The 20,664-nt window shown below is 62.8% G+C and carries 13 protein-coding genes; 5 read left to right on the forward strand and 8 right to left on the reverse strand.

Going from position 1 to position 20,664, the window contains the following annotated elements:
* Positions 1–96: 96 nt before the first annotated feature.
* The 3 genes from R8L07_01570 to msrA all read left to right on the forward strand — a co-directional run bounded on the left by R8L07_01570 (position 97) and on the right by msrA (position 3,102).
* Positions 97–1,299 carry an MFS transporter gene (locus R8L07_01570; GenBank protein ID MDW3204202.1) on the forward strand — a complete coding sequence of 401 codons (1,203 nt, stop codon included), beginning with the start codon at positions 97–99 and terminating at the stop codon, positions 1,297–1,299.
* Positions 1,300–1,390: 91 nt separating this feature from the next.
* A complete protein-coding gene (locus tag R8L07_01575) occupies positions 1,391–2,356 on the forward strand; it encodes a methyltransferase domain-containing protein (GenBank protein MDW3204203.1) in 966 nt (321 codons plus the stop codon).
* 83 nt (positions 2,357–2,439) lie between these two features.
* Positions 2,440–3,102 (forward strand): peptide-methionine (S)-S-oxide reductase MsrA, encoded by a 663-nt coding sequence (gene msrA / locus R8L07_01580; protein ID MDW3204204.1) that lies wholly within the window; start codon positions 2,440–2,442, stop codon positions 3,100–3,102.
* Here msrA and R8L07_01585 read toward each other — a convergent pair.
* Positions 3,077–3,352 carry a helix-turn-helix transcriptional regulator gene (locus tag R8L07_01585; protein ID MDW3204205.1) on the reverse strand — a complete coding sequence of 92 codons (276 nt, stop codon included), beginning with the start codon at positions 3,350–3,352 and terminating at the stop codon, positions 3,077–3,079. The two genes, msrA and R8L07_01585, sit on opposite strands and share 26 nt — an antisense overlap.
* A 223-nt stretch (positions 3,353–3,575) precedes the next feature.
* Here R8L07_01585 and R8L07_01590 point away from each other — a divergent pair, with 223 nt between their 5' ends.
* A complete protein-coding gene (locus R8L07_01590) occupies positions 3,576–3,818 on the forward strand; it encodes a hypothetical protein (protein ID MDW3204206.1) in 243 nt (80 codons plus the stop codon).
* Between the two features lie 124 nt (positions 3,819–3,942).
* Here the strand turns inward: R8L07_01590 and R8L07_01595 are convergent, their stop codons facing one another.
* From R8L07_01595 to R8L07_01605, 3 genes are all read right to left on the reverse strand, one after another.
* On the reverse strand, positions 3,943–4,260 hold the full coding sequence (locus R8L07_01595; GenBank protein ID MDW3204207.1) for a hypothetical protein: 318 nt from the start codon (positions 4,258–4,260) through the stop codon (positions 3,943–3,945).
* Between the two features lie 80 nt (positions 4,261–4,340).
* The gene (locus R8L07_01600; protein MDW3204208.1) at positions 4,341–5,582 is read right to left on the reverse strand and encodes a PQQ-dependent sugar dehydrogenase; all 1,242 of its coding nucleotides are present in this window, start codon (positions 5,580–5,582) and stop codon (positions 4,341–4,343) included.
* Between the two features lie 78 nt (positions 5,583–5,660).
* Positions 5,661–6,848 carry a phosphoglycerate kinase gene (locus tag R8L07_01605; GenBank protein ID MDW3204209.1) on the reverse strand — a complete coding sequence of 396 codons (1,188 nt, stop codon included), beginning with the start codon at positions 6,846–6,848 and terminating at the stop codon, positions 5,661–5,663.
* Between the two features lie 169 nt (positions 6,849–7,017).
* Between R8L07_01605 and R8L07_01610 the strand changes: the two genes are divergently transcribed.
* Positions 7,018–8,055 carry a methyltransferase domain-containing protein gene (locus tag R8L07_01610; protein ID MDW3204210.1) on the forward strand — a complete coding sequence of 346 codons (1,038 nt, stop codon included), beginning with the start codon at positions 7,018–7,020 and terminating at the stop codon, positions 8,053–8,055.
* Positions 8,056–8,057: 2 nt separating this feature from the next.
* Here the strand turns inward: R8L07_01610 and R8L07_01615 are convergent, their stop codons facing one another.
* The 4 genes from R8L07_01615 to R8L07_01630 form a co-directional block, all read right to left on the reverse strand.
* Positions 8,058–8,453, reverse strand: coding sequence for a DUF393 domain-containing protein (locus R8L07_01615; GenBank protein MDW3204211.1), 396 nt, complete (start codon positions 8,451–8,453; stop codon positions 8,058–8,060).
* A gap of 54 nt (positions 8,454–8,507) precedes the next feature.
* A complete protein-coding gene (locus R8L07_01620) occupies positions 8,508–11,654 on the reverse strand; it encodes an ABC transporter substrate-binding protein (GenBank protein MDW3204212.1) in 3,147 nt (1,048 codons plus the stop codon).
* Between the two features lie 100 nt (positions 11,655–11,754).
* Positions 11,755–14,901, reverse strand: coding sequence for a LamG-like jellyroll fold domain-containing protein (locus R8L07_01625; protein MDW3204213.1), 3,147 nt, complete (start codon positions 14,899–14,901; stop codon positions 11,755–11,757).
* Entirely contained in the window at positions 14,787–20,486 is a 5,700-nt protein-coding gene (locus R8L07_01630) for a tandem-95 repeat protein (GenBank protein MDW3204214.1), read from the reverse strand. Before R8L07_01630 ends, R8L07_01625 begins: the two co-directional genes overlap by 115 nt.
* Between the last annotated feature and the right edge of the window lie 178 nt (positions 20,487–20,664).

A 20,664-nucleotide genomic window follows, 5' to 3' on the forward strand; every position in this document is an offset into this window, starting at 1 on the left:
TGCTTATCCGAGGCATGAATTTTTTCGGCTTCTGTTCTCACTAGGCCACTGCTAACTTTCCAAAGTATTTACTTTCGAAAGCCGGGGGAGAAGCCAATGGCCGCTATACAATCCGACACAGCGCCGAAGGACCGGCTTCCCTACTGGTTCAGTGCCGGACATCTGTGCATCGACTGGCCGTTCGGTGCCCTTTACATGATCGCACCGGCGGCCGGACTGTCGTTCGGCTGGTCTCCCGCGCAGGTCGGCCTGCTGCTGACGATTCAGAGCATCGGGGCATCGCTTGCCTATCTGCCGGCGGGCCTGCTGATGGATCGGGTGTCCAATCGTGGCCGCATCCTGATGTCGACATTTTTCTGGGTCTCCTTCGGATACATCCTGGCCAGCTACGCGCAGGGGTTCTGGCCCCTGGCGATCCTGATGGCGGTGGCCAGCATGGGGGACGCCGCCTGGCATCCCATGGCTACCGGCATTCTGGTCAAGGCCGCACCGGGTCAGCGCGCACGTGTTCTCGGCATCCACGCCATCGGCGGAGCCATGGCGGGGGTCTTTGCACCACTGTTTGCCAGTCACCTGCTCGATCACGGCCTGTTCGGGATGGAAATGGACTGGCGCGACACGCTGATCGTTGTCGTGTTGCCGACAGCAGTCATGGGTTTCCTGTTCCTGATCCATGTTTCCCGGCAGGTGCCCAAGGTCGAACCCGGCACGGTCGCACGCCCTGATTTCCGCGGCCTGATACGTGACTGGGGCACGCCCTTCGGCGCCGGTCTGGTCGCCATGATGGTGCTCTACAACCTCGGCCTGATCGGTGCGACGGCCATGACGCCGCTGTTCCTGCAGACCGATCAGGGCATGGATGTCTGGCAGGCCGGGCAGATCTTTGCCGGGGTTCTGCTGGTCGGTGCCGTGCTGCAACCGCGGCTGGGCCGCCTGGCGGATGACGTCGGGCGTCGCCCCTTGATCTTTGCCGCGGCGGTACTTTCCGCCATCGGTGGGGTGGTCGTCTTCCTGTCGACGGACACCTATTGGGTCGTGGGCGGTCTGGTTCTGTGTCTGGGCGCGCTGACATCGGTGCGGTCGGTGGTTCTGGCCTGCGCGGTCGATCTGTCCGGGCGCAGCGAAGCAACCACTCTGGGCATCGCCTTCGCGCTTCTGGACGGGGTCGGGGCTTTCGGTGCGGTGCTCGCCGGGCTGATCGGTGAGACGGACCTGAGCCGGGCCTACCTGATGACGGCGGTCTGCGCCGGCGCCGCAGGCATCGCGGCGGTGATGCTGCCGCGTCGCCCTGTCCGTTGAGATCTGGCACGGATTACTCTTGCCAGAATCCGGAACCGACGGCATATCAGCCGCGCGGCGCAACCGGCGTCGTTTCTTCGGATATCCGGACATGCAGGATGATCGTTTGCGCGCCGAGCGCCGCTTGAATCTCGGCCTGGCACTGGTGGATGAGGGCGACCTCGCCGGTGCCGGAGAAGCATTGACCGAGGCCTGCGCCATCGCGCCGAATTGGGCCGACGCGCATTTCGCCCTGGGCGACGTTCTGGAGAAACTGGGACGTCTCCGCGAAGCCGAAACGGCGTATCGCGCCTATCTGAAATGCGATCCGGACGACCGGATGGGCGCCCGGATTCGCCTGGGCCTGATGGGCGCCGCCCCGGTTCCGAAGCGTCTTCCCGCGGCCTATGTCGAAGCCTTGTTCGATCAGGAGGCCCACCGCTTCGACCGCAAGATGGTGGACACGTTGCAGTATCGCGGCCCCGATCATATTGCCCGCGCCGTTGAGAAGATCGCCGGCGCCCTGCCTGATGCCGCCCGTGCCTTGGATCTGGGATGCGGCACCGGACTGAGCGGTCGCGCCCTGAAACTCGTTGCGTCGGAGTTGCATGGCATCGACCTGTCGGCGGGCATGCTGAGCCAGGCGGCGGCGACCGGTCTTTATGACCGCGTCACGCAGGCCGATCTTCTGACCACCCCGTGGACAGAGCCGGACCGGGCCTATCATCTGATCGCGGCGGCCGATGTCCTGAACTATATTGGCGATCTGGCACCGGTCTTTCGAATGGCTGCGGAAGCGCTCGTCCCCGGCGGTTACTTTGTCTTCACGGTAGAGGCCGGGACACGCCACGACATCGACCTCAGCGAGGGGCACCGCTACCGCCACGCGCTGTCTCGTCTACGCCCGTGGATCGCCGCAGCGTTGCTCGACATCGTGGCGCTGGAACGCTGCGTCCTGCGTCAGGAAAAGGGGCGCCCCGTTCAGGCCATGGTGCTGACATTGCGCAAACCGGATCTGACATCGGAACAACTCATCCCCACGGCACGGAACCACGGCGGGGCGCGCAACCCCGTGTGATAGCTTTCACCGTGTCTTGATTGGCGCATCATTCAGTTCCAGATCATATGCTGACCCCGGAATCGTCAGTCAGGAGAGATGCGATGTTCTTCAACTTCCGTCAGGACAAGGCAGAAATGCCCGACCCGCGCGATGCGCTGGCCGGCCGGGTCGAGGCCATGCGGGTCAATCCGATCCACCACCATCTGGGCACCCGGATTGTTGCGCCCTTCCCCGACGGAACGGAGAAGGCGGTCTTCGGTCTTGGCTGTTTCTGGGGGGCGGAGCGCGTTTTCTGGCGGACCCGCGGTGTGTATTCGACCGCCGTCGGATATGCGGGCGGATTTACACCGAACCCAACTTATGAGGAAGTCTGCAGCGGCAAGACCGGCCATAACGAGGTTGTGCAGGTGGTCTACGACCCGGGCGCGGTTCGCTACGCGGATCTGCTGAAGGTCTTTTTCGAAGCACACGATCCGACCCAGGGCATGCGCCAGGGCAACGATGTCGGCACGCAATACCGATCCGGCATCTATGTTTTCGATTCCGTCCAGCGGGCGGAGGCCGAAGCGGCAAAGGCCGCCTATCAGGAGGTGCTTCGCGCTCGCGGCCTGGGACCGGTGACCACCGAAATCGTCGATGCGCCGGACTTCTACTACGCCGAGGACTACCACCAGGGCTATCTCAGCAAGAATCCTGGCGGATATTGCGGGCTGGGTGGGACGGGAATCGCCTGCCCCGCTATTCCGGATCAGACAGTGGCGTAACCGAACCCGCGACCTCGAGGGCGGGGTTATGGGGCGTCCGGCCTTTGGGCGGACCGTCATAGTCCCGAATGCCCGAGGCATAGGCCGCGCAGGCCAGGCGGATATAGAGCGGGATTTCGATTTTCTTTCCGTCCCGCTCCCCCTTTTCATAATACTGAACGACGCGACGCTTCAGCCCCAACGCGTGGGCGGCCTCTTTCTGTGAAAGGTCCAGGCTCTTACGCCAATTCTTGAAGTCGTGCGGTTTCAATACCCTGCCCCTGCTCTTCCGTTACCCAAGACGGATTCCGACCCCTGACACTTGACTATTTATCACAAAGCGCACTTTGTGCGCATTTTTTCCTTGCCCTGCGCACATAGTGCGCCTAGGTAACTATCAGAGGCGCACCACGTGCGCAACCTTTGACAAATTGGTCGGGTCACCGCTTCGGGAATTCCTCCCGACTCCGCCCGGCCGGAAGGAGGCTGAAATCATGGCCACTCTCTATGTCGGTGAAAAACATGCCTATCGCGATGAAGTGTCGGCCGCCCGCGCCGAATCCGCCCACATCGCCGTCCATGCCGCCCGTGCGCATACACTGGACTGGGATGCGAAGCTGGTGTTTCGCGTCGATTTCGAAGATGGGCGCAGACATTTCACGACGGACGATATCGAGGTCCGCAAACTGGTCGAGAAGCACCCGGATTGCCATGTGCATGTGATCACGGTCGCCTGATCAACACGGCGCTCGAATTCAGCGCGTTCAGAAAGCACACCAAAAATCGCCCCCTTTTCCGGAAGGGGGCGATACGCATTTCAGGGTAGATATCATTGGGCCGGGCAGCCGCCCGGCCATCCGATCATGCCAGCAGATTCACCGCGGACCCGCGCGGCGGCGCATTGTTTCCGCTGCGTTCGATCGCGGCACGGGCCGTCGCCTGAGCATCGCTGGGCAGGTCCTGACGGCTTTGCCCGGACCGACCGGAATCTTCGCCGTCGACCGGCGCAACGGCGGCGCGCTGCTGCGGGGCCTCTGCTTCGCCCTGGCGCGACACCTGCTGCGTATCCGCCGCACGATCACGCTGTTGCGCGGCGGCGGCGTCCTGGGCGGGTTGTCGCTGGACGGAGGCGGCCTGAGCCGCCAAAAGCGTGTTCGGTTCGGTGCCTGTTACAATCATGGCGTTTCATCCCATTGCGGCGGACTTCTGTCCATGGAGCCACTTGTAACGCCGATAAATTAAGAAATCCCTAAGACAAACTAGGGTTTTCTTGTTATTCGCCAAATCGTTCCGCCGATTTCATCACCAATATAGATTGCACCGTCAGGCCCGATCGCGACCCCGACCGGTCGGCCCCATACCCTGGCCGGGCCCGGTGTCGCCGGGTTGGGAACATCGATCCGGAAGCCGGTGGCAAAGTTAACATAGCGTCCGGTCGGCCGGCCGTTCTCGAATTCAATCCGGACAACCTTGTATCCTGTCGGCTCCGCCGCATTCCAACTGCCGCGAAGGGTGACCAGGGCGTCATCGCGCCATGCCTCCGGGACATCGGCATCGGCCAGGAAGGCCAGTCCGATCGGCGCGCTGTGGGATTGAATGAGGACGTCCGGCACCACGGACTGGGCCACAAGGTCCGGACGCTCCTCACCGAAACCGGGCTGCGGGTGGGCGCCGATATAGGCATAGGGCCAACCATAGAAAGCGCCCTGCCGAACCTCGGTGAAGTAATCCGGCACCAGGCCGTCCCCCATACCGTCGCGCTCATTCACGACCGTATAGAGGCGGCCATCTTCCGGGCGCACCGCGATTCCGACCGGGTTGCGCAGCCCCGCGGCAAATGTCTCGCCAGGCCCGAGCAACCCATCCTCGTCGACCTCAAACCGCTGGATGGTGGCGCGAGGCGGATCCTCTCGGGATATGTTGCCGCGCGATCCGATGCTGGCGTAGAGATACCTGCCGTCCGGAGAGAACGCGATGTTTCGGGTCCAGTGCCCGCTGCCCGACCCGAATACGCCGTCGCGGCTTACCGCCTCCACATCATCGGCCGGACCGCCGCCGTCCCGCCAGGGAACGCGATAGAGACGGTTCGTGTCCGCGATCCAAAGATACCCGTCATGCAGGGCCAGACCATGGGGTCTGCTCAGGCCACGCACGACATCGACGATCTCGTCCGCGCGGCCGTTTCCGTCTTCGTCCGGCAACACGCTGACCGTCCCGGCGCGACTGCGCGCGACGATTACCAACCCGCCGGCATCCACCAGCATCTTGCGTGGCCCACCGACCTGCTGCGCGAAAAGGCGGATTTCGAAACCGTCGGGAACATCCGGCTCGCGCCCGCCACGGGGTACGGTATCGGAACTGTTGGAGACGGATTCCGTGGCGTAAGGTGCAGGCATGTCCTCCGGGGGCAGATGAAAGACCTGCCCCGGCCGGTCCTGGGCCTCGGCCGGTGCCGCAAGCACCAATGCCATGCCGAACAGTGACGCCGCGGCCGATTTCATTCTCCGCCCCTCCAATTCGTAGTCATGGACGACCTAAGAGTAAGGGCCCGGGCGCCAATGTCGACGGTTCGTAAGTGATCAGCCTTCCAACGCGGCGACCCCGGGCAGTTCGCGCCCTTCCATCCACTCCAGGAATGCACCGCCGGCCGTGGAGACATAACTGAACTGGTCGGATACGCCGGCCGCCGCCAAAGCCGCCACCGTATCCCCGCCCCCGGCGACGGAGACCAGCGTCCCGGCCTTGGTAAGTTCCGCAGCCTTCCGGGCCAGCGCTACGGTTCCGGCATCGAAGGGCGGAATTTCAAAGGCCCCCATCGGACCGTTCCAAATCAGCGTTCGACAATCTTCCAGTTCCGCGGACAACGCACGGGCGGTATCCGGTCCGATGTCGAGAATCATCTTGTCGGCCTGCACGGCGTCCAGCCGTACGGTATCGCTCGCGGCGCCGGCGGCGAATTCGGAGGCCACCGTCACATCGCTGGGCAGGCCGATCCGACAACCGGCCGCATCGGCGCGTCCCAGGATTTCACGGGCAGTATTGGCCAGGTCCTTTTCACACAAGCTCTTGCCGACATCCTTGCCCATCGCATGCAGAAAGGTGTTCGCCATCCCGCCACCGATGATGAGCAGATCGACCTTCTCGACCAGATGGTTCAGCACCGCCAGTTTCGTGGAAACTTTCGCACCGCCGACAATCGCCGCGACCGGGCGTTTCGGGTCTCCAAGCGCCGCATCCAGTGCTTCCAGTTCCGCCTGCATGTTGCGCCCGGCCAACGCGGGCAGGCATTTGGCGATGGCATGGGTGGAGGCATGGGCGCGGTGAGCGGCCGAGAAGGCGTCATTCACATACACATCGCCCAAATCGGCGAGGGCCTTCGCGAACTCCGCATCGTTGCCTTCTTCCTCGGCGTGGTAGCGCAGGTTCTCCAGTACAACGATGCCATCCTGCGGCGCCGCGGCAATGGCGGCAGAAGCAGCGTCGCCGACGCATTCCTCGGCGAAGGTCACCGGACGGCCCAACACTTCTTCAACGGCCTTCGCGACCGGCGCCAGGGACATTTCGGGGACGCGCTGGCCCTTCGGTCGTCCGAAATGGGATAGCAGGACAACCTTCGCCCCTGCCCCGATCAGGGAATCCACCGTCGGACGCAGGCGTTCTATACGCGTTGCATCGCTGACCACGCCATCGCGCATCGGCACATTGAGGTCCGCCCGGACCAGTGCCGTCTTGCCGGAAAGATCGATATCGTCGAGGGTCTTGAACATGCTGCGCCGCCTCTGAAGAGTTGGAAAATCCGCTATTCCTCTATCGGATCGGTCCCGGCTGGGAAAGCCCGCGATGCCCGGTCGAAGTGTCGCGCAATCGATGCTGGTCGATTTCCCCGACAGACACCAGATTGTATGGGTCGGGTCATGAGGACAAGGAGGGCCGGTTATGTCCATTTTTGGGCGCGCCCTGTTCAGCGCCGGTCAGGCGTCCCGTGCCGTATGGTTCGGAGCACAGTACAGTATCGCCCAGAAACTTGCACCGCCGCTTGATGGGCCGGTGCCGGCGCCGGGTAGCATTCCGGGCTGGCCCTACATCCTGAAGGATCTGCGTCGGCTGCAACAGCGCGACTGGTCGAACGTCGAGGCCGGCTACTATCCCCCGCCCGCGGATCTACTCGTTCCGCCCGGCAAGATGCTGCGCAATGCTGCGCGTTTCCTGCGCGATGTCCCGGCCGTCAACCTGCGCCGCCGCCTGAAGGCGAACAGCGAGACGTTCAACGAGCAGTACCGGGGCAGACGACCGCGATACTATCTCCAGAACTTCCACTATCAGTCCGGCGGCTGGATGACGGAGGACAGCGCAGCGCTGTACGACCATCAGGTCGAGGTCCTGTTCACGGGTGGGGCGGATGCGATGCGGCGGCAGGCCCTGGTTCCGATCGGCGACTGGATCCGGGCAAACGGGATCGAGAACAAGCGCCTCCTGGATGTCGCCTGCGGCACGGCACGGTTTCTGTTCGACGTCAAACGTGCCCATCCCGGTCTATCGGTCGTCGGGCTGGATCTCAGCGAAGCCTATCTGGCACGGGCATGTCGCAACCTAAGACGCTGGCGCGGGGATTTCCGTCCGATCCTGTCGAAGGCCGAGGCGATGCCGTTGCGCGACCGCGAAGGCGCCGATCTGATCACAGCGATCTTCCTGTTTCATGAGTTGCCGGCAAAGGTCCGTCGGTCCGTCCTTCGCGAAGTCGCCCGGGTCCTGCGGCCCGGCGGTCGGTTCGTTCTGGTGGATTCGATCCAGATCGGCGACCACCCGGCCTATGACAGGCTGTTGGACCGGTTCCCGCTGGCCTTCCACGAGCCCTATTACAAGGATTATATCCGGGACGATCTGGTCACGGCGGCAGCAGAAGCGGGGCTGGTTCATCGATCGACCGCGCGGGCATTCTTCGCGCGGGTCATGACCTTCGATCGACCGAAATGAGGTCAGCGGCCCCGGTGGCGATTCCAGGCGTACAGTGCGGGCGCGAGCACCCAATCGTAAAGCGCTGCGCCCAGATGGTAGACGCCCGGCAATGCCACAAGGCGCGCCAGAGTGCGATAGCGCGGCATCTGTCGCCAGAGCACGAGAAACGCGTCCACCCCGCGATGGACGTTGCCTTCGGCGTCGAGGACCGTCATGCGGCGCTTCACATCTTCCCGATCCAGCCCCAGTTCTTCCAGGATCGGGGCATCGACACCCGATGAGATGTCCGCCCAGCCAATGACAACGGCCTGCCGCTCGCAATATCCCTGGTAATGGGAGATTTCGGCGCTGCAGACCGGACAGGCCCCGTGATAGAGGGCTGTTACACGGCCAGATGACGGTGTCGTTTCAGTCATAGGACAGATGTCGGGCGCATTCCCCTGCCCGGCAAGGGGAGCGGACCTCCTGTGCTACTCCGCCGCACCGCCGGCGGGCTGGGCCTTTCCGACGACCGGATGCGGCGCCGACTTCTTGTGACGGATCAGATCGATTTCCATCGGGGCCGGCCCCTGCTCGATACCGTCCTCCCCGAACTGCTCGAAGACTTCGATATAGACGGTATCGCGGACGATCTCGAAATCGAAGTATTCGTCGATCCAGAAGTCCACACGATAGCGGTGGAACAGGCCCAGTTCGAACACCTTCACGCCGTCATAGCGCCAAGTGTAGTCGTCCAGCGCATCGTCCCGCCCCAGGACCTCGACCAGACGGGCCCGAATGCGGGCCTCCGCTGCACGAATGGATTCCTCCACCTGGCGCGGCTGATAGCGTTCCGGCACGAAAAACTCCGCACTGAACCGAACCATGTCCCCGGTCGAATAGTTCTGGATCAGGGCTTCGGACACCTGCCCGTTCGGGATGCTGACATGGTAGCCGTCGCGGGTCATCAGACGCATCGTTCGCCAGGTGATATCCGTCACCTGACCGATCATCTCATCCACCATCACCCAGTCACCGACCTTGAACGGCCGCTCGATGTTGAGAACGATCCCGGAAAAGATGTTCGCGATATTCGCCTGGATCGCCAGACCGATGATCATGGCCAGCAAGCCGGACGTGGCCAGCAGGCTGGTCAGTTTCTGATCGAACACGAAGGCCACGACGCCGAAGATTGCCAGCAAGTAAACGCTGCCCGATGCGAAGAGACGCACGACATTGGGGATCCTGCGGCCTGAGCGCTCCTCGATCGGAACCCACAGGAACCGTTCCAGCGAAATCACCAGCAGCCGTGCCGGGATCAGCCACCACAGCGTGTCGAAAATCATCACGAACGTATCGGTGACGGCGTCCGGCATGTTCTGCGCCGAATAGTCGAGCACCAGCGTTCCGAGCGAGACCAGCAGGATCGGCCAGCAGATCACTCGAATCCCCAGGGTCTGGAAGCGCCAGAACTGCCCGCGGTCCTTGCGGTCCATGACGGCCGCGAAGAGCAGACCGACGATTGCAAAGATCAACAGGTAGACGAACCAGTTGTAAGGAACGGCATCGGCAGGATCGACCCCGGCCTGGCCCAGGATGACGCCCAGATCGATGCGGGTGAATTCCGGTGCCTGCTTTCCGAAGCCAATGAATGCCGGATCCCCCTCCCCGGTGCCTTCGTAGACTTCCTGGGAAATCCAGCTGCGCTCCGCAGTCCACTCCGGCAATGCGGCGAAGACACGGCGCTCGCGAAGTCCGTCCAGCAGCGGATCGCCACTCGGCCCTTCGCCCAGGAGCGAGGCCAGATCGATATCGCCCAGCCCCAGGACATCCAACCAGCCCTCCGCCTCAGCCACTTCCGCGGCCGCCGGCTGAGCTGGGCCCGCCGTCGCGGCATCGTTGCGGGACTTCACCAATCCCATGCCGAGCACGTCGGTGACATACATGAGGTTGTTGCGGCTGAGCAGTCGGTGATGGAAGCCCAACCCGGTCAGAAGCGTGCCGTAGGCATGCTTGATGTCGGAAAATTCGAGCTTGAATGTCCCCGACACCCGGTAGGATTCGTATTTCAGGTCGCCGTCGACCCCGGTCTTGTCCGGTTCGCCCAAGCTGATCGGCTCCACCGCGTTCACGAACACGATGTCCTGCGGCTCAAAATCGCCGCGATAGCGGAACCAGATCAGGAAATCGATCTTGAACCGGTCTTCCAGAACGACAGTGTCCTCGCCCTGCTGTTCGAAGACCTTCTCGACATTCTGAAGCTGGACGCCGGTATAGACGACATTGGTTCGATACATGAACCGGTCGTTGACATAGAGAACCTTGCCTTGCTGCACCAGATCCAGGAAGCCTGTCACGCCGCGTTCCAGAATGGGCTGCAACTGCGTCAGCGCCGAGATCATGCTGGCGCCGTTGTAGAGACCGATCTGAACGCTCGTCGTGTTCTCGCCGGCCGGCCCGAAATACCGTTCGCCGCCGACCACACGCGTGGCGCGTTCGGGATGGTCGAACCCGTTCAGGTAATCCCGGACGGCACCGCGCAGCACCTCAATCGGGGCGAGTTCCGCCTCTGCCTCGTCAGCCGGTGCCTGCCCGATATCGGAAAGAATGCCCGCGATGGCCAGATGCGCCGCATCAAAGGCGAAGGCGGCGGTCCAGTCGGGCGTGATCCCATATTCCGAGATGTGATCCGTTCGGAAATTCTGCGCGACCTCGGTCGCCGTATCGAAGAGAAGCGGCGTTGTGACAAAGATGCCGTTGGTCACAGACGCGGCAGGTTCACCGTCCGGCAGAACCGCCTGGACCTCGGATACAAAGGCCCCGGTGGCCATGTCGGACAGTCCCACGATCCCGTTTCGGACCCGCCCCTGGCGCAGGGCCGTAACAATGCGCGCGGCCTGCGGCGCGCCGCCCTGGACGAAGATATGGCCCGTCAGCTTCTTGTCCCGCATTTCCTGCGCGATCGCTTCCGCACGACGCGTCAGGCCGTCCAGATTCGCCGGATCATAGGCCCAGAAGTTCAGCACCTTGGTGCCGAACCGTCGGTAGGTCTTGTCGAACGCATCGGCCAGCTCACGACCGCGGGCGGTGTCGGCATGAATGATCGACACCGTTTCCTGTCCGACGACGTTGCGCAGATAGTTCGCCAGAAAGCGGGTCTGCTCCAGATCGTCATAGACCGTACGGAACTGCCATTGCGGCTGGTCCCCTTCGGACCGGGCCTCGGCCGGTGCGGTGGTCAGAAGCGGAATTCCGGCGGCTTCATAGATCGGGGCAGCGGCGGCCGTCGCCTCCGGGGACCAATGACCGATGACGGCGGTGATGCCTTCGCGTCCGGCGATTTCCTGGGCGGCGGCGACAGCGCCTTCCGCCGAATTGAAGTCATCGAACTTTTCGATCACCACGGCGCGACCACGGATGCCGCCGCTCTCGTTAGTCTGTTCTGCGGCGAGGCTCGCCCCGCGCAGCATCGCCGCCCCGGATGCGGAATCCACCCCGTCCAGAGGACCGACAACCGCAATACGGACCGGATTCGAATAGTTCAGGTCCAGAACAGTGACACGGGTCAGCAGCGAGAACACGGCCGATGTCCCGGCCATCATCAGCAGGATGACCAGGAACATATTCCGCTTGGTCATCGGCCAGTTGCCGAAAACCGTCCGCCAAATTTTCTGAAACACGACCCGCCCCCACTTGTCTGAACGCGGTCAGGGGCGCAGCGTCGAACGCGAAACGGCCTCAGACCACGGTAACGTCGATTTGTTCGGTTACTGTATCCGTTCCGTCGGAAATCTCCACAATGAAGCTGTCATCCGACCCGCTGCCGTCGTGATCATAGACGAATGTGTTGCCGTTGAAACTGACCGATCCATGCTGCGGGCCCTGCGCAAGGCTGTAGGAAAGCTGGTCTCCGTCCGGATCCGAGCCCATCAGCAGGCCCTTGTAGACCTCATTGTTGCTGATCGACAGCTCAATCAGATTTTCGCGTGCCGCATTCGCGCTCATCGTGCCGTCATGACCGTTTCCGGTCAGATCGGTCACCGCCGTGCCTACCGATTCGTTGAACGTCCAGTAACCGGACAGCCCCGTCTCGTTGCCGCTCAGCTGCTGGTGCATGGTCTGATTGATTTCCAGTTCGGTTCGGGCGGTATCCCAGATCCGAACTTCATCCATCGGATAGGTGTATCCCGTTCCTTGCGCGCTCGGGGAATGCGCCGGGTCGCCGATCATCAGCGAATCCGAGGTCGAGGAGATGTTGCCCTTCGTCCAGACATCGTCGTAACCGCCGCCCGCAATGGTCCAGCCGTTTTCGCTTCCGTCCAGATAGGCGCTCAACTGACCGTCCGTGGGATGGCTGCCCTGATCGATGACCATGGCGACATGATGCCAGCCGGAATCGACCCCTGACATGTCCAGTTCCAGCTCGCCCTGGCCCGTGCCTGTCGACGTCCGCGCAATCAGCGTGTTTCCATTCATGAACAGGGAATATCCCGGGTCCGTCGACCCGTCGGTATTGCCTTTGGACATCAGGAACTGCAGCCCCGCAACACCGCCGGCGCCCGGCCAGTAGAACCACATTTCGGCCGTCATATCCCCGGTTCCGGGCTCCAGATCGGCGTGGTGGCCGATTTCGACGTAATCCGCGGTGCCGAGACTGACCGCATTCTGCGTTCCGTGGATCGTGAAACTGCGGCTGCCAGCCGTCGCCGCGCCATGCTCGTCGATCACGTCGTAGGTAACGGTAACGACCTCGCTCTGTCCGGCCCCCAGATTGGCGAACTGCGCGGTATCGATGCTCAATGCTCCCGACGCGCCGTCGAGTGTGTAGGAGACAGTGCGTGCCCCATTGCTGGAAACGACAGAGGCGTTCGACACTGTGAGCACGTCGCCATCCGGATCGCTGGCATCGCTCAGCAGATTGGAACTGAGTGTACCGGACCCTGACTCGATCCCGCCAACCGGGATTTCCGCAGAAATGACCAGATTGTCGATCCCCCAGCTTTCATCGCTGATGTCCTGGTCCAGCGTGGAGGTAAAGCCAAGCTGCAGCATCGGATTGCCATTTGCGTCGACCGGCAGGGCCGCGATCTGCTGCTGTGTCAGGGTCATATCGACCCGGAAGGAATGGTCGTCCCATCCGCCGTTGAAACCGGGCCCCTGGTTCACCCCCTGGGCGAACGTGACGGCGACCGTATCATCGATGCCGGGTACCGGGCCCGCGACAGTCGTGTTGTAGACGAAGGAGCGCGCGGCAACAGTCTGGCCACCGATCTGGATCTGGAAGTTTTCGCCGTCCCAGGTATCCATCTTGTAGAAATCGAAACTGATTGTCGTCTCGTTGGCGCCGGCCGGCAAGGTGAAGGTCTTTGACGTCGACGCGCCGTTGCCGAAAGCCCCCATGAATTCGGTCTGAACGGTCGCCGTATCCGTCGTCGTGGAATTGCTCCAGCCGGACGCCCCGTTTTCGAAATCTTCCGACGCAATGTTGAAAGTCATGGTTTCGCTGAAGGTCGCCGAGACATTGGCGGAGACCCCGTCGAAGTTTCCGGTCGCGTCTGCAACAACCTCGCCAGGCGCGAAGCCGTCCCTGAAATTGTATAGCGCGCGCAATCCGGCTTCATCGCCGACCAAGCTGGCTTGATAATTGTCTGCGATTTCGGTGTCCGTCCGAGCATGATCCCAGATCCGGAATTCGGACATCTGACCGTCGAAATAACGGCCGCTGCCATCGCCGAGCCAGGCACCGATGGCAGTGCCCGTGATCTGACCGCCGGACGCCCCGACAATGGAGAAGTTCCCGGCCACAGTCGCATCAAGCTGTCCGTCGATATACAGGTTCGCCTGCGTGTTATCGAAGGTAATGGCGACATGGTGCCACTCGCCGGTCGGGATGGTCGTGTTGCTGCTGATCGTACCGCTCTGGTTCGATCCCTGGAACAGGACCTGACCCGGGGTGCCGTCGCCGATCCGGAAAATGGCCAGGCTGTTTACGCCATTGGCCTGCTGCGTGAAGATGGCTTCCTGGTTGTTCGTATCCAGATAGACCCATGTCTCGATCGTGCCCGCCGTCAGGCCGTTCACTGTCGCGTCGGGCACGTCGATATGGGCATTGGCGCCGTTGAATTCGGCGACCGCCGAGACATTTGTGGCCTCTCCGGCAATCAGCGGCGCGTTGTTGATCAGGTTCACGGTCACGGAAATCTGCTGGACGGTCTCACCGCCGTTACCGTCGGTGACCCGTACCGCGAAAGCATCCACCCCGGAAAAGCCCGGATCGGGCGTATAGGAATAGGTTCCGTCCGCATTGACCACTGCCGTGCCATGGGCGCCATCGGCGGACAACGAGTAGGACAGCGCATCCCCGTCCGCGTCCCCGGCCACGATGGTGCCCTGCAGCACACTGTCGGCCTCGAGCGAAACCGAATTGGAGACCGTGGCGTAGACGCCAACGCCGGGCGCGATCGACGCACCGCCGGACATCGTCCCATCATTGCCATGGCCCGTCGCGTCGGTGACGGTCGCGCCGTCGGCCCCGTCGAAGCTCAGGTTCATGACCAGACCGGGCTCGTACCACGGTTCCGCCAGTTCGCCGTTCATCGACGCCTGGATTTCCGCCTGACTGCGCGCCGTGTTCCAGACCCGCACATCGTCGATCAGTCCGTCGAAGTTTCGGCCGGCGATAACGTCGTCGCCGATGGTCCAGGGATCGCTGTTGGCCGACCCCAGCGTAAAGGGTGCGGAGGCCGTAAGCTGGCCGTCGATATAGGCGTTCATCGTCGTACCGTCATAGGTGAAGGCGACGTGCTGCCACTGACCGGCGACGATGGGTCCCGAATAGGGAATGCTGGTAGCCCCGTTCCACAGGCCGATCGTGCCGTCGATGATATGCATGCGATAGGTCGAATAATCGGCCTGCGATAGGTCGAATAATCGGCCTGCGACCGGTCCGACTTGTCGAATATGGTTGTCAGCCCGCTGACACTGTCCGGGTTCAGCCACATTTCGACCGTGATCGGCGAATTCCCGCCGACCGTGAAATCAGGCACATCCGCGATTTCCACGCGGCCGTCATTGCCATCCAGCGCCAGGGCCGAATGCCCGGTGACACCCAGAATGTCCGGCGCGTCGTTGTCCGGCGTGACCGTCACCTCGACCGTCCGGGTTTCAGTCGGCGCCGTGCCGTCGTCGACACTCACCGTGACATTGGCTGTGCCGAAGAAGTCGGGGGCACCGGTAAAGGTCGCGGTTCCCATCGCAGCCTGCACATCGGCCGGCGTACCGGTGATGCTGATACCGTTGGCGACCGCCTGAACCGTTGCGCCGCCGAAGCCTGGATTTGCCGCCAGCGACCCCTGGGCGGAGGTCAGGGTAACCGTCAGAACATCGCCGTCGGCATCCGCAACCACGATCCCCGTCAGTGGGATCGCGGTGTCCTCCACACCGGACTGCAGGGCATCGCCGCTGCTAATCTCGGCATTGTTCAGCGTAATCGGCGGTGCGCCGGGTACGCTGCTTTCCAGCGACCCATCGAAGCCGTATTCGGCAATGAGATCCGGATGATCCAGCGGATCCAGCGGCGCGGACATGGTCGCCTGGATATTGGCCTCTGACCGCACACTGTTCCAGACGCGCAGCCCGTCGAATTCAGCATCCAATGCCTGGCTGGATTCAAAGGAACCGCCGACAGCATCCTGATCGGAGCCCAGGACCAGCGTCCCGCCGGTGGTCAGCGCACCGGTCGCCCCCAGCGACAGGACGGGCTGACCGTCGACATGGAGCACCGTGTCGTCAACGCCGGGGCCGAAGCTCAGCGCCACGTGATGCCAATTGCCGTCGGTCAGGCTGCCGGCACCGACCGATCCTAGGTTACTGTTATTGAGCCAGACCTGCAAATTGCCGCCGCTCAGCGTGACCCACAACTCGTTCGGCGATCCCGGAACCGCATAGGATAACAGGGCGCCATTCGAATCCGTCGTCTTGACCCATGTCTCGATCGTGCCCGCCTCGGTCGGGAAGGTATCGAAATCGGCCACAGCCGCGTAGGAGAAGCTTGAATCGTTCCCGTTCGTCCCCGTACCGGTGGTCGACAGCGCACCCGGAACGAACAGCGTCGGCGCATCGTTGGTGCCGGTTATCGTGACCGAAACGGTGTTCTGCGTTGTTGTCGTGCCATCGGACACGCCATAGGTGAAAGACAGCACCTCGCTTTGGCCTGCCGCAAGATCCTCGAACTGACCGGCTGCGAAGACCAGATTGCCGTCCGCATCGATCGTTGCACCAACATCGCGACTGCCATTCGCGACCTGCTGAAGGTTCACCGCCGACAGGGGTTCCCCGTCAACGTCGCTTTGCCCGGCCAACAGATCGACCGTGAAGGTCGCGCTGTCCTCACCGAACGTGCGCGTCACGGCGGAAACAACCGGTGCATCATTCGAACCGTTGATCGTCACCTGCACTGTGTTCTGGGTCGTCGTCGTCCCGTCGGACACATCATAGGTGAAGGAGAGAACTTCCGACTCCCCGTCATCCAGGTCCTCGAACTGACCGGCCGCAAAAACCAGATTGCCGTTCGCATCAATCGTCGCGCCGACATTCCGGCCGCCGGTCTGTGCAAGCGAAGCCGCGGACAGGGCCTCGACATCGACATCCGTCTGGCCCGTAAGCAGATTGACGGAGACCGCACCGGAATCCTCACCGCGGGTCGTCGCAATCGCCGCAACCGACGGCGCATCATTCGAACCGGTAATCGTCACCTGCACCGTGTTCTGCGTCGTCGTCGTCCCGTCGGACACATCATAGGTGAACGAGAGAACTTCGGACTCGCCGTCATCCAGGTTCTCGAACTGGCCGGCTGTAATGATCAGATTGCCATCTGCATCGATCGACGCATTAACAATGCGGCTGCCATTCGCGACCTGCTGGAGGTTCACCGCCGACAAAGGCTCCCCGTCAACGTCGCTTTGCCCGGCCAACAGATCGACCGTGAAGGTCGCGCTGTCCTCACCGAACGTGCGCGTCACGGCGGAAACAACCGGTGCATCATTCGACCCGTTGATCGTCACCTGCACCGTATTCTGGGTCGTCGTCGTCCCGTCGGACACATCATAGGTGAAGGAGAGAACTTCCGACTCCCCGTCATCCAGGTCCTCGAACTGACCGGCCGCAAAAACCAGATTGCCGTTCGCATCAATCGTCGCGCCGACAATGCGGCTGCCATTCGCGACCTGCTGAAGGTTCACCGCCGACAGGGTGTCTGATGCATCAACATCGGACTGATCGATCAGAAGGTCGATCGCGAAGACGGGGTTGTCCTCACCAAAAACCCGAATGATCTGCACCACATCGGGGGCATCGTTTCGCCCCTCGATCACCACCTGCGCGGTATTGGCGACGACACCGCCATTTCCATCGACCACGTTGTAGGACACGGAAAGCGTCACCTGCTGACCGTTCGGCAGGTCCTGGAACAGGAACGGTGCGATTTCCAGTATGCCGGTATCGTCATCCACCACAAAATGCGGCGGACTGGTGATCGGCCGGTTGTCGCTGGAGGTAATCACGACGGAATCCGTGTCCAGATCGTCGCTCGTATCGAGGTCGCTTGCGACAGACAGCAGTTCTATGCGGATCGGGTCCGGGTCGTCTTCGTTTGTAACTCCGGCGTCGATTGCCTGCGACACGGTGGGGACATCGTTCGTGCCGGTTACCGTGACGGTCAGGATGGCCGTATCCGTCGCACCGGATGGATCCGATACTGTGTAGCTGATCTGGACATCCCGGTCTTCGCCAACCGCCAGGTCGTCGAAATCCGCGCCCGGATCAAAGGTGATGGAGCCGCCGCTGAAGGTAACCGTGCCGGAATTGGCGCCGACGGTCGCGGCGGTTACGGACAATGCATCGCTATCCGGGTCGGAATCGTTGCCGGCCACATTGACGGTCAGGATCGCATTCTCCGCCGACGTTTCGAAGTCGTCATCGGCAACGGGGGCGCTGTTCGGCGTGACGTCGTTGGTGTCGACGACGGTCGTGCCGCCGTTGCTATCGTCCTCGTCCCGGGATTGGCGGGTTGTGGTCGTTGTTGTCGTGGTGCGCGTGGTCGACTGCGTCGACGTCCCGCCCAGGCCGGAATTTCCGATGGTCGGGTTCAGCAACTGGTTGAAGCCCAGATTGGACGACGGGCCACCGCTCTGATTGCCGCCAGCCGCCGTGGCGATGTTCTGAAGGGCCTCAATCTCCTCCTCGGTCGGCAGATCGCCGCCGCCGCCCTGCTGCGCCGTCGGGGTCACGGGCGTACCGCCGTTGGTCTCGTCCGGCTCCGGAACGACCTCTGTTTCATCTTCGCTGGCGGCGTTCCCGCTCGCCGTCTGGATCGTTTCGGTGACCTCCTCTTCGGTGACCTTCTCTTCGGTGGCCTCCTTCGTCTGGCCAGGCGGGCTGCCGGAGGTCGTTTCAACAACCTCCTCAACGGTCTCGACAACTTCCTCGGTGGCAGGGCCGCCGGTCTGCGCGGTCTGCGTCTGATCATTGCCCGGTTCGGTGCCTTCGGTCCCGGTGCCGGACGAATCCTGTGCCTGCTGCTGCGGCTCCCCGCCCTGGGCGGGTTGCTGGCCCCCCTGTGGCTGCTCTTGCGGCTGATCGTCAGCGGTCTGTTGCTGACCCTGCGGTTGGCCCTGTGGTTGATCGCCACCGGCGGGCTGTCCACCCTGAGGGCCGGACTGAGATTGGCCCTGCGTGTCCGCTGCCGCGGTCTGCTGCGGCGGTTGCTGACCGCCCGCGCCACCGTCGGAAGGCGGTCCGGATTGCGGCCCGCCCTGATCCGCTGTTTGGGTTTGCGGTGCGCCGCCCCCGTTACCGGGACCGCCTTGCGGGGCCCCACCGGCCTCACCGCCGGCGGGTTGGCCGGATTGCGGCTGCCCCTGCTCGGCCGTCTGCGACTGTTGCGGCGGAGGATTGCCGCCGGGTTGCGGCCCGGGTTCTCCGGTCGTGCCGGTGACCTCCGAAATGGCATTCGCCATTTCCTGACCGGACGCGCCGCCGCCGCCCTGGGCAAGCGCCTGCATTGCCGGATCCGCCGGAACATTCTGCTGAGATGCCGCCGTATTTGCAGCCTGCTGTGCGGCACCGGCCTGGGCCATGGACTGATCCGGCGACTGGCCGTTCGCCAGTGCGGCTTCCAACTCCGCCCCGAAGGCGTCGCCGCCACCGGCCTGGGAAAGTGTCTGATCGACATTGTTGCCGGAGGCCAGGGACGCTGCCATCTGATCGGCAGGCGACAGAGGCACGGATTGCTGCTGCGCCGTCTGCTGCGCCGCGTTGGCGGCCTGCTGACCGGACTGCATGGCGTCACTGGGCGCCGCGCCATCGGCCAGACTCTGTTCCAGCGCGGCCGCGAAATTCTCATTGCCGCCTGCGGCCTGCATGACCTGATCGACATTTTCGCCGGAGGCTAGGGACGCCGCCATCTGATCGGCAGGCGACAACGGCACGGATTGCTGCTGCGCCACGGTGTTCTGCTGCTGCTGCGCCTGATCGGCCTGGTTCATGGCCTCACCGGCACCGGCGCCATTCGCCAGCGCGTCTTCCAGTGCGGCGGCAAATGCGTCCCCGCCCCCGGTCTGTCCCAGTGCCTGATCCACACTATCACCGGAAGCCAGGGCGGCGGCCAGTTGATCCGCCGCGTTCAGTTCGACTTCGGCATCCTGACGCGCCTGAGCGGAATCGACCGCCGCCTGCTGGGCGTCGTTCATCGCCTGATTGGCATTGGTCCCGTTCGCGAGGGAGTCCTCAAGCCCGTTGATGAACGCATCGGCGTCTCCGCCCGAACGCTGCGCCGCGTCCTGAAGCACCTCGTCGACATTCTCACCACCGGCCAGCGCCGACAGGACGGGGTTATCGACCGGCACTTCGGCCTGCTGCAGGCTCTGCAGCCCGGTTTGTGCAGCCTGGGTGGCCGAATTGACCGCCGCGTCAGGGCTGTCGCCGCGCGCCAGGGACGACTGCAATTCATCCAGAAATACATTCTCGACCTGGCCGGACTGCGCATCGTTCATGTCGCCGCCCATCTCGGCAACAACGCGCGACACGGCCTCCTCGACACCGTTGCCGGAGGCGATTGCCGCCAGCAGGGCATCGGAGGGCGAGACATTCTGCGCTGATGGATCATAAGTATCGATCGCGGTCTGCATCGCCTGACCGGCATAGTCGGCCGCGTCGGTCAGCGGACGACTGCCGTCGAAAAGCTCATCGCGAAACGTGTTGATGAAGACGTTGGCGGCGTGATCCGCAGCACCTGCAGAACCGCCGGCATCGAGCACCGACTGACGCACCGTGTCCTGAAGTTTGGACAAGGCCTCCTCGGCATCGCTGCCGCCCGCGAGGGCCGCCAACACAGCTTCGAAAGCCCCTTGAGGCAATTGCGGATTGACCGGCAGATCAGTGCCGGCCGTGTTCTGCTGAAGATCGTCAGCCATCGCTTTTCGTCCCTCTCCCCCGGAGACGTCGCGACCCTGCCCTCGTCGCATCCCCCGGAATCTCAGCAAATTTAGCCGAAAACGGACTAAATTGGCGACTCTAATGTAAGCGCAAAATTTCAATGCGCTACATATTTTTTTCAAATTTCTCTAAAATTTTATATATTGAGACACCTAT

This window comes from Alphaproteobacteria bacterium (genome assembly GCA_033344895.1).
Classification (GTDB): domain Bacteria; phylum Pseudomonadota; class Alphaproteobacteria; order UBA8366; family Aestuariispiraceae; genus Pacificispira.